The 15109-nt window shown below is 58.2% G+C and carries 8 protein-coding genes, 1 tRNA gene, 2 rRNA genes and 1 pseudogene (1 of these 12 only partly in view); 7 read left to right on the top strand and 5 right to left on the bottom strand.

Translation table 11 applies throughout. The features are described 5' to 3' along the window. The first annotated feature begins 127 nt into the window (after positions 1-127). Both J3O30_RS18095 and J3O30_RS18100 read left to right on the top strand, forming a co-directional pair. Positions 128-1921, top strand: a complete 1794-nt coding sequence (locus J3O30_RS18095; RefSeq protein ID WP_207581611.1) for an adenylate/guanylate cyclase domain-containing protein — start codon at positions 128-130, stop codon at positions 1919-1921. Positions 1922-1991: 70 nt separating this feature from the next. After that, positions 1992-3680 carry an SbmA/BacA-like family transporter gene (locus J3O30_RS18100; RefSeq protein ID WP_207581612.1) on the top strand — a complete coding sequence of 563 codons (1689 nt, stop codon included), beginning with the start codon at positions 1992-1994 and terminating at the stop codon, positions 3678-3680. A 68-nt stretch (positions 3681-3748) separates the two neighbouring features. Here the strand turns inward: J3O30_RS18100 and J3O30_RS18105 are convergent, their stop codons facing one another. Together J3O30_RS18105 and J3O30_RS18110 are read right to left on the bottom strand one after the other, a co-directional pair. Beyond that, on the bottom strand, positions 3749-4921 hold the full coding sequence (locus J3O30_RS18105) for an acetate kinase (RefSeq protein WP_207581613.1): 1173 nt from the start codon (positions 4919-4921) through the stop codon (positions 3749-3751). A 4-nt stretch (positions 4922-4925) separates the two neighbouring features. Then, positions 4926-5891: a phosphate acetyltransferase gene (locus J3O30_RS18110; RefSeq protein WP_207581614.1), complete on the bottom strand. Its 966-nt coding sequence runs from the start codon at positions 5889-5891 to the stop codon at positions 4926-4928. A gap of 465 nt (positions 5892-6356) precedes the next feature. Between J3O30_RS18110 and J3O30_RS18115 the strand changes: the two genes are divergently transcribed. The 5 genes and pseudogenes from J3O30_RS18115 to J3O30_RS18135 all read left to right on the top strand — a co-directional run bounded on the left by J3O30_RS18115 (position 6357) and on the right by J3O30_RS18135 (position 12796). Next, entirely contained in the window at positions 6357-7025 is a 669-nt protein-coding gene (locus J3O30_RS18115; protein WP_207581615.1) for a CBS domain-containing protein, read from the top strand. Positions 7026-7103: 78 nt separating this feature from the next. Further along, positions 7104-8132 carry an alcohol dehydrogenase AdhP gene (gene adhP / locus J3O30_RS18120; protein ID WP_207581616.1) on the top strand — a complete coding sequence of 343 codons (1029 nt, stop codon included), beginning with the start codon at positions 7104-7106 and terminating at the stop codon, positions 8130-8132. A 93-nt stretch (positions 8133-8225) separates the two neighbouring features. Continuing rightward, positions 8226-10664 (top strand): phosphoketolase family protein, encoded by a 2439-nt coding sequence (locus J3O30_RS18125; protein WP_246762766.1) that lies wholly within the window; start codon positions 8226-8228, stop codon positions 10662-10664. Positions 10665-10784: 120 nt separating this feature from the next. Further along, positions 10785-11225, top strand: a pseudogene (locus tag J3O30_RS33750) (glycosyl transferase); the annotation flags it as partial. Positions 11226-11476: 251 nt separating this feature from the next. Continuing rightward, on the top strand, positions 11477-12796 hold the full coding sequence (locus tag J3O30_RS18135) for a glucoamylase family protein (RefSeq protein WP_207581618.1): 1320 nt from the start codon (positions 11477-11479) through the stop codon (positions 12794-12796). A gap of 430 nt (positions 12797-13226) precedes the next feature. On the opposite strand, the gene J3O30_RS18140 is transcribed toward J3O30_RS18135, so the two are convergent. The 3 genes from J3O30_RS18140 to J3O30_RS18150 form a co-directional block, all read right to left on the bottom strand. Further along, a tRNA-Met gene (locus tag J3O30_RS18140) sits at positions 13227-13303 on the bottom strand. A gap of 172 nt (positions 13304-13475) precedes the next feature. Beyond that, a 5S ribosomal RNA gene (gene rrf / locus J3O30_RS18145) occupies positions 13476-13590 on the bottom strand. Positions 13591-13810: 220 nt separating this feature from the next. Next, positions 13811-15109, bottom strand: a 23S ribosomal RNA gene (locus tag J3O30_RS18150) (it continues 1581 nt past the right edge of the window).

A 15109-nucleotide genomic window follows, 5' to 3' on the forward strand; every position in this document is an offset into this window, starting at 1 on the left:
AGCTTACCCGACCATCTCCACCTCAAACGAACTCATCACGAGACCCGCAGCAAAGGCAATCAGGATTTGGCGACGTTGCCGGCCGCATTGTGTTATTTTGGTCCGATAGGGAACTGAGGCTACGAGCGTGACGCGAAAACTGGCGGCGATCCTGGTCGCGGATGTGGTCGGCTACAGCCGCCTCGCCGGTGCGGACGAGGATCGCATCCTGGCGCGGCTGCGAACGTTGCGCAGCGATCTGGTCGATCCGACCATTGCCGTACACAATGGCCGTGTGGTCAAGCGTACCGGAGATGGAAGCCTCATCGAGTTTCGCAGCGTCGTCGACGCCGTGCGCTGCGCGATCGAAGTGCAGACTGCCATGGTCGAGCGAAATATCGGCGTGTCCCCCGAGAATCGCATCGAGTTCCGGGTCGGTATCCATCTGGGGGATGTCGTCGAGGAGAGCGACGGCGATTTGATGGGCGACGGCGTCAATATCGCCGCACGGCTGGAGGGAATTGCCCAGCCCGGCGCCATCTGTCTCTCCGAAGATGCCTATCGCCAGGTGAAAACGCGGCTTGAATGTGCCGTGACCGATCTCGGCAAAATCCCTCTCAAGAATATCGCGGAGCCGATGCGGGCCTATTTGCTTCAGATCGGAACTGTCTCAAAGCCGCTTCCGGCATGGCAGCCGGGAGAGCCGACCCCGATGAAACCGACATGGGCCGCAGCCGTTCATGACAAGCCCTCCATCGCCGTACTGGCGTTCAACAACATGAGCGGCGACGCCGAACAGGAATATTTCTCCGACGGGATCAGCGAGGACATCATCACCGACCTCTCGAAGTTGTCCGAATTGCACGTGATCGCCCGCAATTCATCCTTCATCTACAAGAACGTGACAGCTTCCGTGCCTGAGATGGCCAAGGCTCTTGGTGTCCGCTATGTCCTTGAAGGCAGCGTGCGCAAGGCTGGCAACCGCGTGCGTGTTACCGCCCAATTGATCGACGCCAGCAATGGCGGACATATCTGGGCCAGCCGGTTCGACCGCGACCTTACCGACATTTTTGCGGTTCAGGATGAACTAACACAGGAGATCGTGACAGCGCTCAAGTTGAACCTCACCCATGGCGACCAGGACCGTTTGGGCCAGGGGCGCGCAGTCGACGTCGGCGCTTACGAGTTGTTATTGCGTGGCCGTGAGCAGGCGTCGGCCCATACCCGAGCCGGAAATAGAGCCGCCCGCAGCCTGGCTGCAGACGCTATAGCCATCGATCCGGACTACGCGGCGGCCCAAGCCCTCATTTCCTTCACGCATGTGCTCGACTACGTCAACGCCTGGAGCGACGATCCGGAGGCTTCGCTGCAGATCGGGCTGGATCTCGCGCAGCAGGCAGTGCAAATGGCGGAAGAACAACCCAATAGCCACTTCGCGCTGGGCATGGCCTGCATGTGGAACCGCGAACTGGACCGGGCCCGGGCAGAAGTGCTGCGAGGCCTCGCGCTTTCTCCCAATTCCGCCGAGCTCCTGATGCTGATGGCCCATATCCAGATATTCTCCGGCGATCCCGAAGGCGCCTTGGAAAAACTCGATGCATCGATGCGGCTTGACCCACATCATCCGGAAATTCTTTTCCAATTTCTCGCTGACGCGCGCTTTTCTCTCGGTGAATATGAGCAAGCGATCGTCGCGATCGAGCTGCGGCTCCAACAAAACTCCCAATCGGAAACCGCCTATGCCCTGCTGGCGTCATGCTACGGCCACCTCGGCCGGCCGGAGGAGTGCCGACGCGCGTGGGAAAAGGCACTCCAGATCAATCCCAATTTTTCCGTCGAGCGCCGCCGCCGCGTCCTTCCCTTCCGAAACCCCGAGGACTTTAACCGCCGTGTGGAAGGACTGCGTAAGGCCGGATTGACGATCGCGAATCTCGATCGATGAACCGCCTTCGGCCGCGCTTACGATGCCGATAGCTGCATCCGCCGCAGATATGTAGTTGTGGAGGAAGAGCATGAGCCAGCAATACACTCCGCTCAAGGTAACCGTGGCCAGGTTTTCCTACGCGGTGAAAATCTTCTTGACTTCGCATGTCGGCGGAAGAGCAAAACTCCTCCTCCTTGGCTTGGTAACGCTCTTCTGCGGCATCAGCGCACTGAATGTCCTCAACAGCTTTGTTGGGCGACATTTCATGACCGCCATTGCCGAAAAGCAAACTGCCGAATTCGTCCGCCAGGCGTTGCTTTATACTGGGGTATTTGGCGCCTCGACGATTGTCTCGGTGATCGCGCGTTTTGCGGAGGAACGTCTTGCTCTGCTCTGGAGGGAATTCCTGACACATCGCGCCATCGGGCTTTACATGAGCGACGGCACCTTTTATCGGGTCGGCATATCAGGCAAGCTCTCACACCCGGACCAGAGAATCGCAGACGACATCAAGGCGTTTACCATTGCCACGCTTTCCTTCGTGCTGATGCTGTTGAACAGCGGGTTGACCATTTTGACCTTTTCAGGTGTGCTGTGGTTGATCAGTCCGCTGCTGTTCATTGCTGCAGTCGTCTATGCGGCATTTGGCTCCTACATGACGATCGCGCTCGGCCGACCGTTGATCGACCTGAACTACAACCAGCTCGACTCCGAAGCGGCCTTCCGCTCCAGCCTGATCCATATGCGGGAAAACGCGGAATCCGTCATGATCGCAGGCGGAGAGGAGCGCCACGCCAGATTCCTGATCAAACAGTTCGATCAGCTCGCCAGCAATTTCAGGAGAATAATACTCATCAATCGCAATGTCGGCTTCTTCACCACCGGCTATAACTGGATGATACAGATCATTCCGGTCGTCATCATTGCTCCAGTCTTCATGAATAGCGACATGGAATTCGGCGTCATCACGCAGTCGGCTGCAGCGTTTGCGACGCTGGTCGGCGCATTCTCGTTCATCGTCAGCCAGTTCCATTCGATTTCCAATTTCGCCGCCGTGGTGGCCCGCATCAGCTCTCTGCTGGACGCCATAGAGGAGGCGCAAGAATCCGCAGAATCCGGGATTGAGTTCACCGAAAACGGAGAGCAACTTGCCTATGAGGATGTGACCCTGACGGCACCCTCGGATGTGCCTTTGCTGCGAGAGCTGTCAACGTCGATCCCGCTCGGCACGCGATTGCTTGTCGTCGGCGATGAAGACGCCGCAGGCATTGCTTTGTTCCGGGCCACAGCGGGGATCAATATATCAGGCAACGGACGCATCAACCGTCCAAGGCGGGATTTGATCCGTTTCATTCCCCAGCGCCCCTATGTTGCTCCCGGCACGTTGCGCCAGATCCTCGTACCGCCGGATCGATCCGGGGACGTCTCGGAAGAGCAAATCCTTCGATTGCTGAAAGAGCTCGGTCTTGGACGCGCCATGGATGCCGGGGAAATCGACAAGGAACAGAACTGGGCGACACTGCTGTCGCCACGCGAGCAGCACCTTCTGGCTATCGCGGGAGCGCTCGTTGCCGAGCCGCACTATGTCCTGATGGAGAAGGGCGAGGTCATGTTCGGGCAGGAACTGCTGAATCAGATCCTCGGGCTTCTGGCGGAAAGATCGGTCGCATGCATCAACTTCGCGGAGCCCGATGCAGCGCGCAGCGGCTATGATGCAGTTCTCGAATATCATGCCGACGGATCCTGGATCTGGATCGATCAACTAGGCAATTCCTAATTGCTCATGGTGGGCGAGTGCTGCCGCACTTCCTCCATGCCGCCATTGCCGCTGTTGGACATTCCATTCTAGGTCCGGGTCGTAGCTAGCGTATGGCGGGCGATCATCAGTTCTTCGTCCGTAGGCACCACATAGACCCGCAGCCTGCTATCCGGCGTCGAGATCAGCAGATCTCCCTTGGCGTTCCTTTCCGGATCCAGCTTCGCCCCCAGCCATTCGAGTTTCGCAACGATCCTCTTCCTCATCTCGGGCGAGTTTTCGCCGATGCCGGCAGTGAAGACAAAGGCATCGATGCCGCCAAGGGCTGCTGCCAGCATGCCGGCATGCAAGCCGATGCGATGGACGAAGTGCTCCAGAGCGAAGGCCGCAGACGATTGCCGGCTTTCCAGGAGCGCACGTACATCATTGCTCACGCCGGAAAGGCCCATGAGCCCCGACTCCTTGTAGAGCAGGTCCTGCACTCCGTCGGGCTTCATGCCCTTCTGGTCTAGAAGATAGAGGATGACGCCGGGATCGATCTGACCGCAACGCGTGCCCATCGGCAGCCCGTCGAGAGCAGTGAAGCCAAAAGTGCTTTCCACACTGTGACCACCGAGCAGCGCGCACATTGAGGCGCCGCTGCCGAGATGGGCGACGACAATGCGGCCACCGGCGATCTCCGGTGCAAGTTCGCGCAGGCGATTTGCCACATATTCATAGGAGAGCCCGTGAAAGCCGTAGCGCCTGACGCCTTCGGCATAGAACCGTTCAGGAATGGCATAGTGATCTGCAACCGCACTGTGGCCGCGATGGAAGGATGTATCGAAGCAGGCGACCTGCGGCAAATCCGGACGCCGCTGCCGGATCGCGCGGATCGGCGCCAGATTGTTCGGCTGATGCAGCGGGGCGAGCGGCACATAACGCTCCAGATCCGCGAGCACCGTTTTATCGATGAGCACCGCCCGATCATAATCCGGGCCGCCGTGCACAACCCGGTGACCAACTGCGACAAGCCGATCTTGATGTCGTTCTCGCAGCCAGTCCCCGACGAGCCGCATGGCGGCCGGCAGGTCGGGAACTTCGCTCGGGCTGTGCTGATGATCCGCAAGCATCTCTGAGCCGGTGCCCTTGATGCGTAAACGCGGGGCGGTACCCACGCCTTCCATCTGCCCTTTCAAAAGTTTTGAAAGGCCACCTTCGACCGAAAAGACCTCGAATTTGAGGCTGGAGGATCCGGCATTTACGACGAGAATGACATCCATCACACTATGCACCCGATATGGTCGCCATTCGGCGGCGCGCTTCGGCGAGCAGGACTGCCACCGCACAGGAAGCAAGGCGGGTCCGCACGGAATCGGCACGGGACGTGAGGATGATCGGCACCCTGGCGCCGAGCACGATGCCAGCAGCGTCTGCGCGCGCCAGAAATGTAAGGTTCTTCGCCAGCATATTGCCGGCTTCCAGATTGGGCACGACAAGAATCTGCGCCTTGCCTGCCACCGGCGAATGGATAGCTTTTATCCGCGCAGCTTCGGGGTCGATGGCATTGTCGAAGGCGAGCGGCCCATCGAGCAGCCCGCCGGTGATCTGCCCGCGCTCCGCCATCTTGCAAAGCGCGGCCGCCTCGATGGTGGAAGGGATCTTCGAGGTTACCGTTTCGACGGCCGACAGGATCGCCACCCGCGGCTTGCCGAGGCCAACCTGGGTAAACAGGTCGATGGCATTCTGGACGATATCGCGCTTCGCATCGAGGTCCGGTTCGATATTGATAGCTGCATCCGTGATGAACAGCGGCTCCGAATAGGTCGGCACGTCCATGACGAAGACGTGGCTGATCCGGCGGGCAGTCCGCAATCCCGTGGCTGACGCGGTCACGGCACGCATCAACTCGTCGGTGTGCAGGCTGCCCTTCATCAGAAGCTCGCCTTTCGCCTCGCGGATCAGCTCAACTCCGCGAACTGCGGCGGCATCGCTGTGGGTAACGTCCACGATCTCATAGGCTGCGATATCGAGATGGTGTGCCTCGGCCACCGCCTCAATCTTCTGGGCGGGACCGACGAGTATGGGCGTGATCAGCCCCTCCTCGGCAGCCTCGACGGCGCCGCGCAGAGATGCTTCGTCGCAGGGGTGAACGATGACCGTGTTCATCCGCGGAGCCTGCTTGGCGCGCGCGACGAGCTGTTCATATTTCCGGTGCGCCTCCGGCGGTACAATGCCTGCTGTATCCGTCATGAAAACTCCCATTAGAACAGCTTCTATCGCAGCCGCCGATATCGGGTCGTGATCCTGAGTTCTGGACCTGCCGGTCCGGTGCGATCCTCGCCGTTTTCGGGCAATCGGATGGCGCTCCGGCTAAGCTGCGTGTCTGCAGGCGACATGCCGGGAGCGCCGCGAGCGCACCCACATTGCTTCTTGCCAGCCCCGCTTTGCGGCAGCCGCAATTCAACGGGAAAAACCCGACGGCGTGCAGGACAAGCCGGCGACCGAAGCCATCCTAGTAACCCATTGTGACGGTTTATCGTCTCCTTCCAGCCACTGCACGTATGTTACGGGAACATACACCTTGCCAGATACCCGTAGGGAGTTATCTGATGCCGCCTGTCTGCAACTTTGCCCATGGGCGATAAACGGTTACCGAGCCTACAGCTAGCTCAATTCGTATCGCCGCCCTGAGGTCCATGCAGGAGTTGGAGCCGAATGCTCGTCAAAGATGTAATGACCGTCAAAATTATCAAGGTGTCGCCTGACAACAGTGTCAGGCAGGCGGCAAAAATCATGCTTGATAACCACGTCAGCGGCGTCCCAGTCGTTGATGACGAAGGGCATTTGCTGGGTGTCCTCAGCGAAGGGGATCTGATCCGCAGAACGGAGTTGGTATCTGGAGCGATAGCCTCGCTTGAGGAAATGGCATTGCCATCGGAAGCTCGAGCCAACGCCTATGTCAGGCGCACCTCGTGGCGGGTCGGTGATGCAATGACCCCGGATCCTCTCACCATTGACGAGGAAGCCTCGCTGGCGCGCGTTGCGAAGCTCATGCACGAGCGGAGCATCAAGCGAATTCCTGTCGTGAGAGGTCGCGAGCTGGTCGGCATAGTTAGTCGCGCAGACCTGCTTCAGGCAATTCTGGTGGCGCGGCAAGACGAAACTGGTGGAGGGGATGAGGGCATCCAACGCAGTATCGTCACACGGTTCGGAGAAAACACCGGACTGGAAGGTTTGGATCTAAGCGTGACGGTTACCGACGGGATCGTGCACATCTGGGGGAACGTCGAGACCACCGAATGCCGAAGAGCGGCGCGGGTTCTCGCAGAAGGTGTTCATGGGGTCAGGGGAGTAGTCGAGCACTTCACCGCCCCGGATAGCTGATCAGCACTGCATTGCCGATATAGAGGCCTACTGCCGCTCCGGACTGTCGGAGCTGGCATATTCCGACGGAGGCATCGCATGGTAAAGCTCATGAACGCGGCCGTCGTTCGACAGTTCCGCGCACCGCTAGTTATCGAAGAGATGGAGATCCCAAGTCCGGGAAGCGGTCAGATTCTCGTGAAATACGAAGCGACTGGTGTATGCCACACCGATCTGCATGCGGCCAATGGCGACTGGCCAGTGAAGCCCTCCCCGCCGTTCATACCTGGACATGAAGGTGCCGGCTTTGTCGCTGCGGTAGGAGCGGGCGTGAAGCGGGTAAAGGAGGGCGACCGAGTCGGCGTGCCTTGGCTCCATGCCGCGTGCGGCTACTGCCCCCATTGCCGAACCGGTTGGGAAACGCTTTGCGCGTCTCAGTCCAACACTGGATATTCGGTGAATGGAACCTTCGCCGAGTTCGGGCTGGCTGATCCTGATTTCGTCGGCAATTTGCCAAACGGGTTGGATTTCGGTCCCGCCGCTCCGGTGCTGTGCGCCGGGGTGACCGTTTACAAAGGCCTCAAGGAATCAGAGGTGCGCCCCGGTGAATGGGTGGCGATTTCGGGCGTGGGAGGCTTGGGCCACATGGCCGTTCAGTATGCTAAGGCGATGGGCATGAACGTTGTTGCTGCCGACATTTTCGAAGACAAGCTGGCGTTGGCAAAGCAACTCGGCGCGGATATCACGATAAACGCCAAGGCTGTAGATGCGGTCGCGCAGATACAAGCTGCCACAAATGGCGGCGTTCATGGAGTACTGGTGACGGCGGTCTCACCGCCGGCAATGGAGCAGGCTTTCGGGTTCATGCGGTCAAAGGGCACGATGGTCCTCGTCGGCTTGCCGCCTGGGAAAATCGCACTACCCGTCTTTGAAACGGTTCTGAAACGCATCACCGTGCGTGGATCAATCGTTGGCACGCGCCAGGATTTGGACGAGTCCCTGCAGTTCGCGGCGGAGGGCAAGGTTACGCCTCATTTTTCCTGGGACAGCTTGGAAAACATCAACGACATATTCCACCGCATGGAAGCGGGCAAAATCGATGGTCGCGTCGTCATTCCCCTTTCATAACCGGAGAGCGTCGGAGCGAGCTGCATAGATCTACGGGTTGGCAAATGTCAGTTTGATCGGGAGGTTGAGATGGGTTCGACTGAGATGGCAGCAATGAACGAAACTGTGTCGGGCGGTCCCCCGCCACCAAGTGCGATTTCAGCACAAGAACTTCGTCTGCTGGATGCCTATTGGCGCGCTTCGAACTACCTTTCGGTCGGCCAGATATACCTCCTGGACAATCCTTTGCTGAAGGAGCCGTTGAAGCGCGAGCACGTAAAGCCGCGGCTGCTCGGCCACTGGGGCACGTCGCCCGGCCTCAACATGCTCTATGTGCACCTGAATAGGGTGATCAAGCGCGATGACCTGAACATGATCTACGTGATCGGTCCTGGTCATGGAGGGCCGTCACTGGTCGCCCATGCCTATCTGGAGGGCACCTACAGCGAGTTCTATCCGAACATTAGCAAGGATACGGAGGGCATGCGGCGGCTGTTCAAGCAGTTCAGCTTCCCAGGCGGCATTCCAAGCCATGTTGCTCCGGAAACGCCGGGCAGCATTCATGAGGGCGGTGAGCTCGGATATGCGCTCAGCCACGCCTATGGCGCCGCCTTCGACAATCCCGACATGATCGTTGCCTGCGTCGTCGGTGACGGCGAAGCCGAGACCGGGCCACTGGCGACCGGCTGGCAAGGCAACAAGTTCCTGAACCCGGCGCGCGACGGCTGCGTTCTGCCGATCCTCCATCTCAACGGATACAAAATCGCCAACCCGTGCTTCCTTGCCAGAATCCCGAAAGAGGAACTGCGGAAGTTCTTCGAGGGCATGGGTTACAAGCCCTATTTCGTCGAGGGGCATGATCCCGACAAGGTCCACCGGGAGCTGGCTTCTGTGCTCGACACGGCCGTTGCCGAGATCCGCAACATCTGGGCAGATGCGCGAGCGAACGGCAACCTGAAGCGCCCCGCCTGGCCGATGATCGTCTTTCGAACGCCAAAGGGGTGGACATGCCCGGCGGAGATAGATGGGAAGAAGTCCGAGGGCTACTGGCGATCGCACCAGGTTCCGATGGGCGACATGGACAAGCCCGAACACATCCGAATCCTCGAGCAATGGATGAAGAGCTATCGTCCCGAGGAGCTGTTCGACGATTCCGGCCGGTTCAAGCCCGAACTGGCGGCACTGGCTCCGACCGGGCAGCGCCGGATGAGCGATAACCCCCATGCCAATGGCGGGCTCGTGATGCGCGATCTCAAGATGCCGGATTTCCGGGACTACGCGATCGATGTTCCGAGTCCCGGCGAAACGACGGCCGAGGCGGCGCGCGTCATGGGAACATTCCTGCGCGACGTAATGAAGCTGAACCTCGAAACCGAAAATTTCCGCCTCTTCAGTCCGGATGAAAACAATTCCAACCGCTGGCAGGACGTGCTCGAGGTCACCAACCGTTGTTACATGGCCGAGATCTATCCGGAGGACGACCATCTCTCGCCTGATGGCCGTGTCATGGAAGTGCTGAGCGAGCACCAGTGCCAGGGCTGGCTGGAAGGCTACCTTCTGACGGGTCGTCACGGCTTCTTCTCCTGCTACGAAGCCTTCATCCACATCATCGACTCGATGTTCAACCAGCACGCCAAATGGCTGAAAGTATGCAATGAAATCCCGTGGCGAAGGCCGATCGCGTCACTGAACTACTTTTTGAGTTCTCATGTCTGGCGCCAGGATCACAACGGCTTCAGCCATCAAGACCCCGGGTTCATCGATCATGTCGTCAACAAGAAGGCGGAGGTGGTGCGGGTCTACCTGCCACCGGATGCCAACACACTGCTGTCGGTCACGGATCATTGCCTGCGCAGTCGCAACTACGTCAACGTGGTGGTTGCGGGAAAGCAACCCGCGCCGCAATGGCTGACGATGTCCGAGGCCGTCAGGCATTGCAGCATGGGTATTGGCATCTGGGAATGGGCCAGCAATGACAAGGGCAGCGAGCCGGACGTGGTGATGGCCTGCTGTGGCGACGTTCCGACCGTCGAGACGCTGGCCGCGGTCCAATTGATCCGTGAGCATCTTCCCGAGATCAAGGTGCGGGTCATCAATGTCGTCAACCTGATGAAGCTGCAGCCGGCCAAGGAACATCCACACGGGCTGTCCGATGCGGATTTCGACGGCCTGTTCACCAAGAACAAGCCCATCATCTTCGCGTTCCACGGCTATCCCTGGCTGATCCACCGGCTGACCTATCGGAGGACGAACCACGGCAACCTGCATGTCCGCGGCTACAAGGAAGAAGGCACCACAACCACGCCCTTCGACATGGTGGTTCTTAATGAACTCGATCGGTTCAGCCTTGTCGCAGACGTCATCGACCGGTTGCCGCAACTGGGTGCCCGCGCCGCCTACTTCAAACAGGCCATCCGGATGAAGCTGCTTGAACACAAGGAGTACATCGAGAAATACGGCGATGACATGCCGTCGATCAGCGGCTGGAAATGGGGAGCAAGGGGCACGACGAAGGCACCGAAATCAACCTCCACCGAAGGCGACAACGCCTGAAGACATTGGCGGGCTTTCCAATCAATCGCTCCGCGGGACCGATCTAGTTTGAAGGATCCGTTTATGATGCGATCAAACAAGGATGTTGGCGCTCACGACGCCGAAGGAAGCCATGACCGTATGGGCATGCTTCCAGAGGTAGGCTTGCTCTCCAACGGTCGCACTCTCGTCACCGAGGCAGGCGCGGGCTACGCATCCCGGTTCGACCTCGACGTGACTCGCTGGCGCGAGGATGGCACGCGCGATTGCTGGGGGCAATTCTGCTACGTCAGGGATCTTGCGGACAACAAGATCTGGTCAGTCGGCGGGCAGCCGATCCATCGGACAGACTGCATCTACGAACACTCCTTTCAAAGTGATCGAGCGGAACTCCGCTGCTCTACCGAAGACATTGATATTCGGAGTTCGATATGCGTCGTGACAGATTGCGATGCGGAAGTGCGCCTGCTTCGAATTTCCAATCTTGGCTCAAAGGCAAAAGAGCTCGAACTGACAAGCTATAGCGAAATCTGCCTGAACAACCGTCGTGCCGACAGTGCGCATCCGGCCTTTGCCAAACTTGAGGCTATTCTCGGCATTCGAAGAGAAGGTCAGTTTCTTTCGGTCGATCCCTGCAATCCGGCGGATTGGCCGGGCTACGAGCTCGATTTCGAGCACGGATCAGCAACCCATAAAATCCATGTGGACAACAAGAGCGGGCCGGGGCACAGCCTGCTTTCGCTTGTCGTGGATGGCAAAGGGATCGATGGAAGCACGATAACGCTGTCAGATGACGGCCGCCGTCATGATGTCCGCACTATCCTTGGTTCGCCATGACAGAGCAGCTCTCTACGGATCCCGAACTGAACAGGATGCCGGCCGAGGAGGACCTGGCTCGTCTGCAGTTCACGACCCTGCTCTACTATCTTCACTGCACGAATCCGGACAACGGCCTTGTCCGCGACAAGACGCAGCCGGACGCGCCTGCGAGCATTGCCGCGATAGGCATGGCTCTCGCAACCATCCCCGTTCTCGTGGAGCGTGGCATCATCATTCGAGAGTTCGCGGTGAAGATCGCACGCATGCGATTGAAGTTCTTGCTGGATAGTCCACAAGGACCTGAGCCCGATGCAACGGGATACAAGGGCTTTTTCTACCATTTCCTTGACATCGAAACCGGACGACGCGTTTGGCAATGCGAGCTGTCGACGATCGACTCCGCGTTCCTGTTTGCCGGAGCATTGACCGTTGCCGCCTATTTTGATGGCGATTCCGTGGAAGAGGCTGAAGTTCGCCGCCTGGCCAATGCACTTTACGAGCGCGCTGACTGGGATTGGGCTTGTGATCACGGCCTCACCTTGACCCACGGCTGGCGGCCGGAAATCGGTTTTATCCCCTACCGCTGGCGCGGTTACGACGAGGGATTGCTTCTCTATATTCTGGGCCTCGGGTCACCGACCCATCCGTTGCCCTTTGAATCCTATGCGGCCTACACCGCCAGCTATGAATGGCGTAACATCTACGGACGCGAACTGCTCTACTCCGGACCGCTGTTTACCCATCAGCTTTCGCATATGTGGATCGACTTTCGTGGCATCCGTGACGAATTTATGAGAGAGCACGACAGCGACTATTTCCAGAACAGTCGCCACGCGACATTCGTCCAGCAGGAATATGCGATCCGCAATCCCAAGAATTTCGCCGGATACGGCGAGCATTGCTGGGGTTTCACCGCAAGCGACGGACCGGGCTGGACCAAGCGAAACATTGGGGGGGTAGAGGTGGAGTTCTTCGACTACATCGCTCGCGGCGCGCCATACGGGCCGGACGATGGAACGGTATCACCATGGGCAGTTGTTGCCTCCCTACCCTTTGCGCCAGAGATAGTCATACCGACACTTTGGAACTTCGCACGCATGGATCTTGGCATGACGCGACTTTATGGCTTCAAGCCGTCTTTCAACCAAACCTATGCCGTGAAAAACAGTGACACCGGACGATGGGTCAGTCCCTATCACTTTGGAATCGATCAAGGTCCCGTCGTTCTGATGATCGAGAACTACAGGAGCGGGTTGCTGTGGAGCATCATGCGTCGCTGCCGGCCAATCGTGGTGGGATTGAGGAAAGCAGGTTTTGCAGGCGGGTGGCTGTGAAAACAACCGAGAGGCAACAGGCCTCGGTTCGAATGTTACAAACAGCGTCAACGATCTCGGGCCTAAAGCGGGTCGCGATCTTTCAGATTTGCTCCTCGCGCTTTAGGTCTTTGTTTTTACGCATGTCATTAGCGCAAAACCGCTGCACACTTTTGCGCGACATGCTTTAATCGTTAGGAGTGAAGTAATTTCGAGCTTTCGCGTATGCGCTCAGGCTGCTTACGAACTTCCTCGGCTGTCTGCCGCGAAGGCAAAATATCTATGGTTCGTGGGGAAGCGTTTCCGTGGAGCACGGTGGCGAATTCCCACGCTTCAGCGGTCCGAACTGAGGGATCCTGGTCGCCTACTGGATCTTCCCGGCCACCCCGTAAACGCAAAAGCCCGCCATGAGGCGGGTTTTTGGGTATTGTGTGTTTGATCATGGAAGGATTGGTTGCGGGGGCAGGATTTGAACCTGCGGCCTTCAGGTTATGAGCCTGACGAGCTACCGGGCTGCTCCACCCCGCGCCATGGCAAATCCATTGGATCTGCTTTGAGTATTATAACACGAAAGGCCGCTTGTTAGCGGCCTTTTGACGGCGTTTGCCGTTGATTGTTTTGAGAAGATTGGTTTTGTTGGCGCATGCATCTTTCCGAAGCCTTAAGGCTCCGGGAGCATGCGTTAAGTTGCGCTTTGCAGACCTGGCAGCGACCTACTCTCCCGCGTCTTAAGACGAAGTACCATGGGCGCAGGGGCGTTTCACGGCCGTGTTCGGAAAGGGAACGGGTGCAGCCACCCCGCCATAACCACCAGGTCGGCAAAGCGCAACTTTATGTTTTGAGAAGCTGGCAGGCGTTAGCCTGTTTTCTTTTTTTGAACACGTCTTCGATCTTTTCCACCCGAGGGCGCTTGTGGCACCCATACAGGCCAGAGGCCGTCGCGCTCGGTAGCGCGGGCCGTCCGCAGCGCCATTGGCGCGTCAGGACAAAGGTCAAGCATCATCGAACTTTGTTCGATGAGCACAGTCAATGAGAACGATCAAGCCAATCGAGCTATTAGTACCGGTAAGCTTCATGCGTTGCCGCACTTCCACACCCGGCCTATCAACGTGGTCGTCTTCCACGGCTCTGATAGGGAATACTCGTTTTCAGGTGGGTTTCCCGCTTAGATGCCTTCAGCGGTTATCCCGTCCATATGTAGCTACCCTGCTATGCCCTTGGCAGGACAACAGGTCCACCAGAGATATGTCCATCCCGGTCCTCTCGTACTAGGGACAGATCCTGTCAATATTCCTACACCCACGGCAGATAGGGACCGAACTGTCTCACGACGTTCTGAACCCAGCTCACGTACCGCTTTAATTGGCGAACAGCCAAACCCTTGGGACCTGCTCCAGCCCCAGGATGCGATGAGCCGACATCGAGGTGCCAAACAACCCCGTCGATATGGACTCTTGGGGGTCATCAGCCTGTTATCCCCGGCGTACCTTTTATCCGTTGAGCGATGGCCCTTCCACGCGGGACCACCGGATCACTATGACCGACTTTCGTCTCTGCTCGACTTGTCAGTCTCGCAGTCAGGCGGGCTTATGCCATTGCACTCGACGACCGATTTCCGACCGGTCTGAGCCCACCATCGCGCGCCTCCGTTACTCTTTCGGAGGCGACCGCCCCAGTCAAACTACCCACCATACACTGTCCCGGACCCGGATAACGGGCCGCGGTTAGACATCCATGACGATAAGGGTGGTATTTCAAGGATGGCTCCACGGAAACTGGCGTCCCCGCTTCAAAGCCTACCACCTATCCTACACATGCCGACACGAATGCCAGTGTAAAGCTATAGTAAAGGTGCACGGGGTCTTTCCGTCTGACCGCAGGAACCCCGCATCTTCACGGGGAATTCAATTTCACTGAGTCTATGTTGGAGACAGCGGGGAAGTCGTTACGCCATTCGTGCAGGTCGGAACTTACCCGACAAGGAATTTCGCTACCTTAGGACCGTTATAGTTACGGCCGCCGTTTACTGGGGCTTCGATTCAAAGCTTGCACCTCTCCTCTTAACCTTCCAGCACCGGGCAGGCGTCAGACCCTATACGTCGTCTTGCGACTTCGCAGAGCCCTGTGTTTTTGATAAACAGTCGCTACCCCCTGGTCTGTGCCACCCCATCATACTTGCGTAGAATGGGGTCACGCTTCTTCCGAAGTTACGCGTGCAATTTGCCGAGTTCCTTCAACATAGTTCTCTCAAGCGCCTTGGTATACTCTACCTGACCACCTGTGTCGGTTTCGGGTACGGTCTATACGGTGGAGCTATTTCCTGGAACCGCTCCG

This window comes from Rhizobium sp. NZLR1, from assembly GCF_017357385.1.
Classification (GTDB): domain Bacteria; phylum Pseudomonadota; class Alphaproteobacteria; order Rhizobiales; family Rhizobiaceae; genus Rhizobium.

Coding starts and splice junctions, on each gene's coding strand:
- J3O30_RS18125 (WP_246762766.1), top strand. CDS start 8,226: ATGAACGAAACTGTGTCGGGCGGTCCCCCGCCACCAAGTGCGATTTCA.
- adhP (WP_207581616.1), top strand. CDS start 7,104: ATGGTAAAGCTCATGAACGCGGCCGTCGTTCGACAGTTCCGCGCACCG.
- J3O30_RS18105 (WP_207581613.1), bottom strand. CDS start 4,921: ATGGATGTCATTCTCGTCGTAAATGCCGGATCCTCCAGCCTCAAATTC.
- J3O30_RS18100 (WP_207581612.1), top strand. CDS start 1,992: ATGAGCCAGCAATACACTCCGCTCAAGGTAACCGTGGCCAGGTTTTCC.
- J3O30_RS18115 (WP_207581615.1), top strand. CDS start 6,357: ATGCTCGTCAAAGATGTAATGACCGTCAAAATTATCAAGGTGTCGCCT.
- J3O30_RS18135 (WP_207581618.1), top strand. CDS start 11,477: ATGACAGAGCAGCTCTCTACGGATCCCGAACTGAACAGGATGCCGGCC.
- J3O30_RS18110 (WP_207581614.1), bottom strand. CDS start 5,891: ATGACGGATACAGCAGGCATTGTACCGCCGGAGGCGCACCGGAAATAT.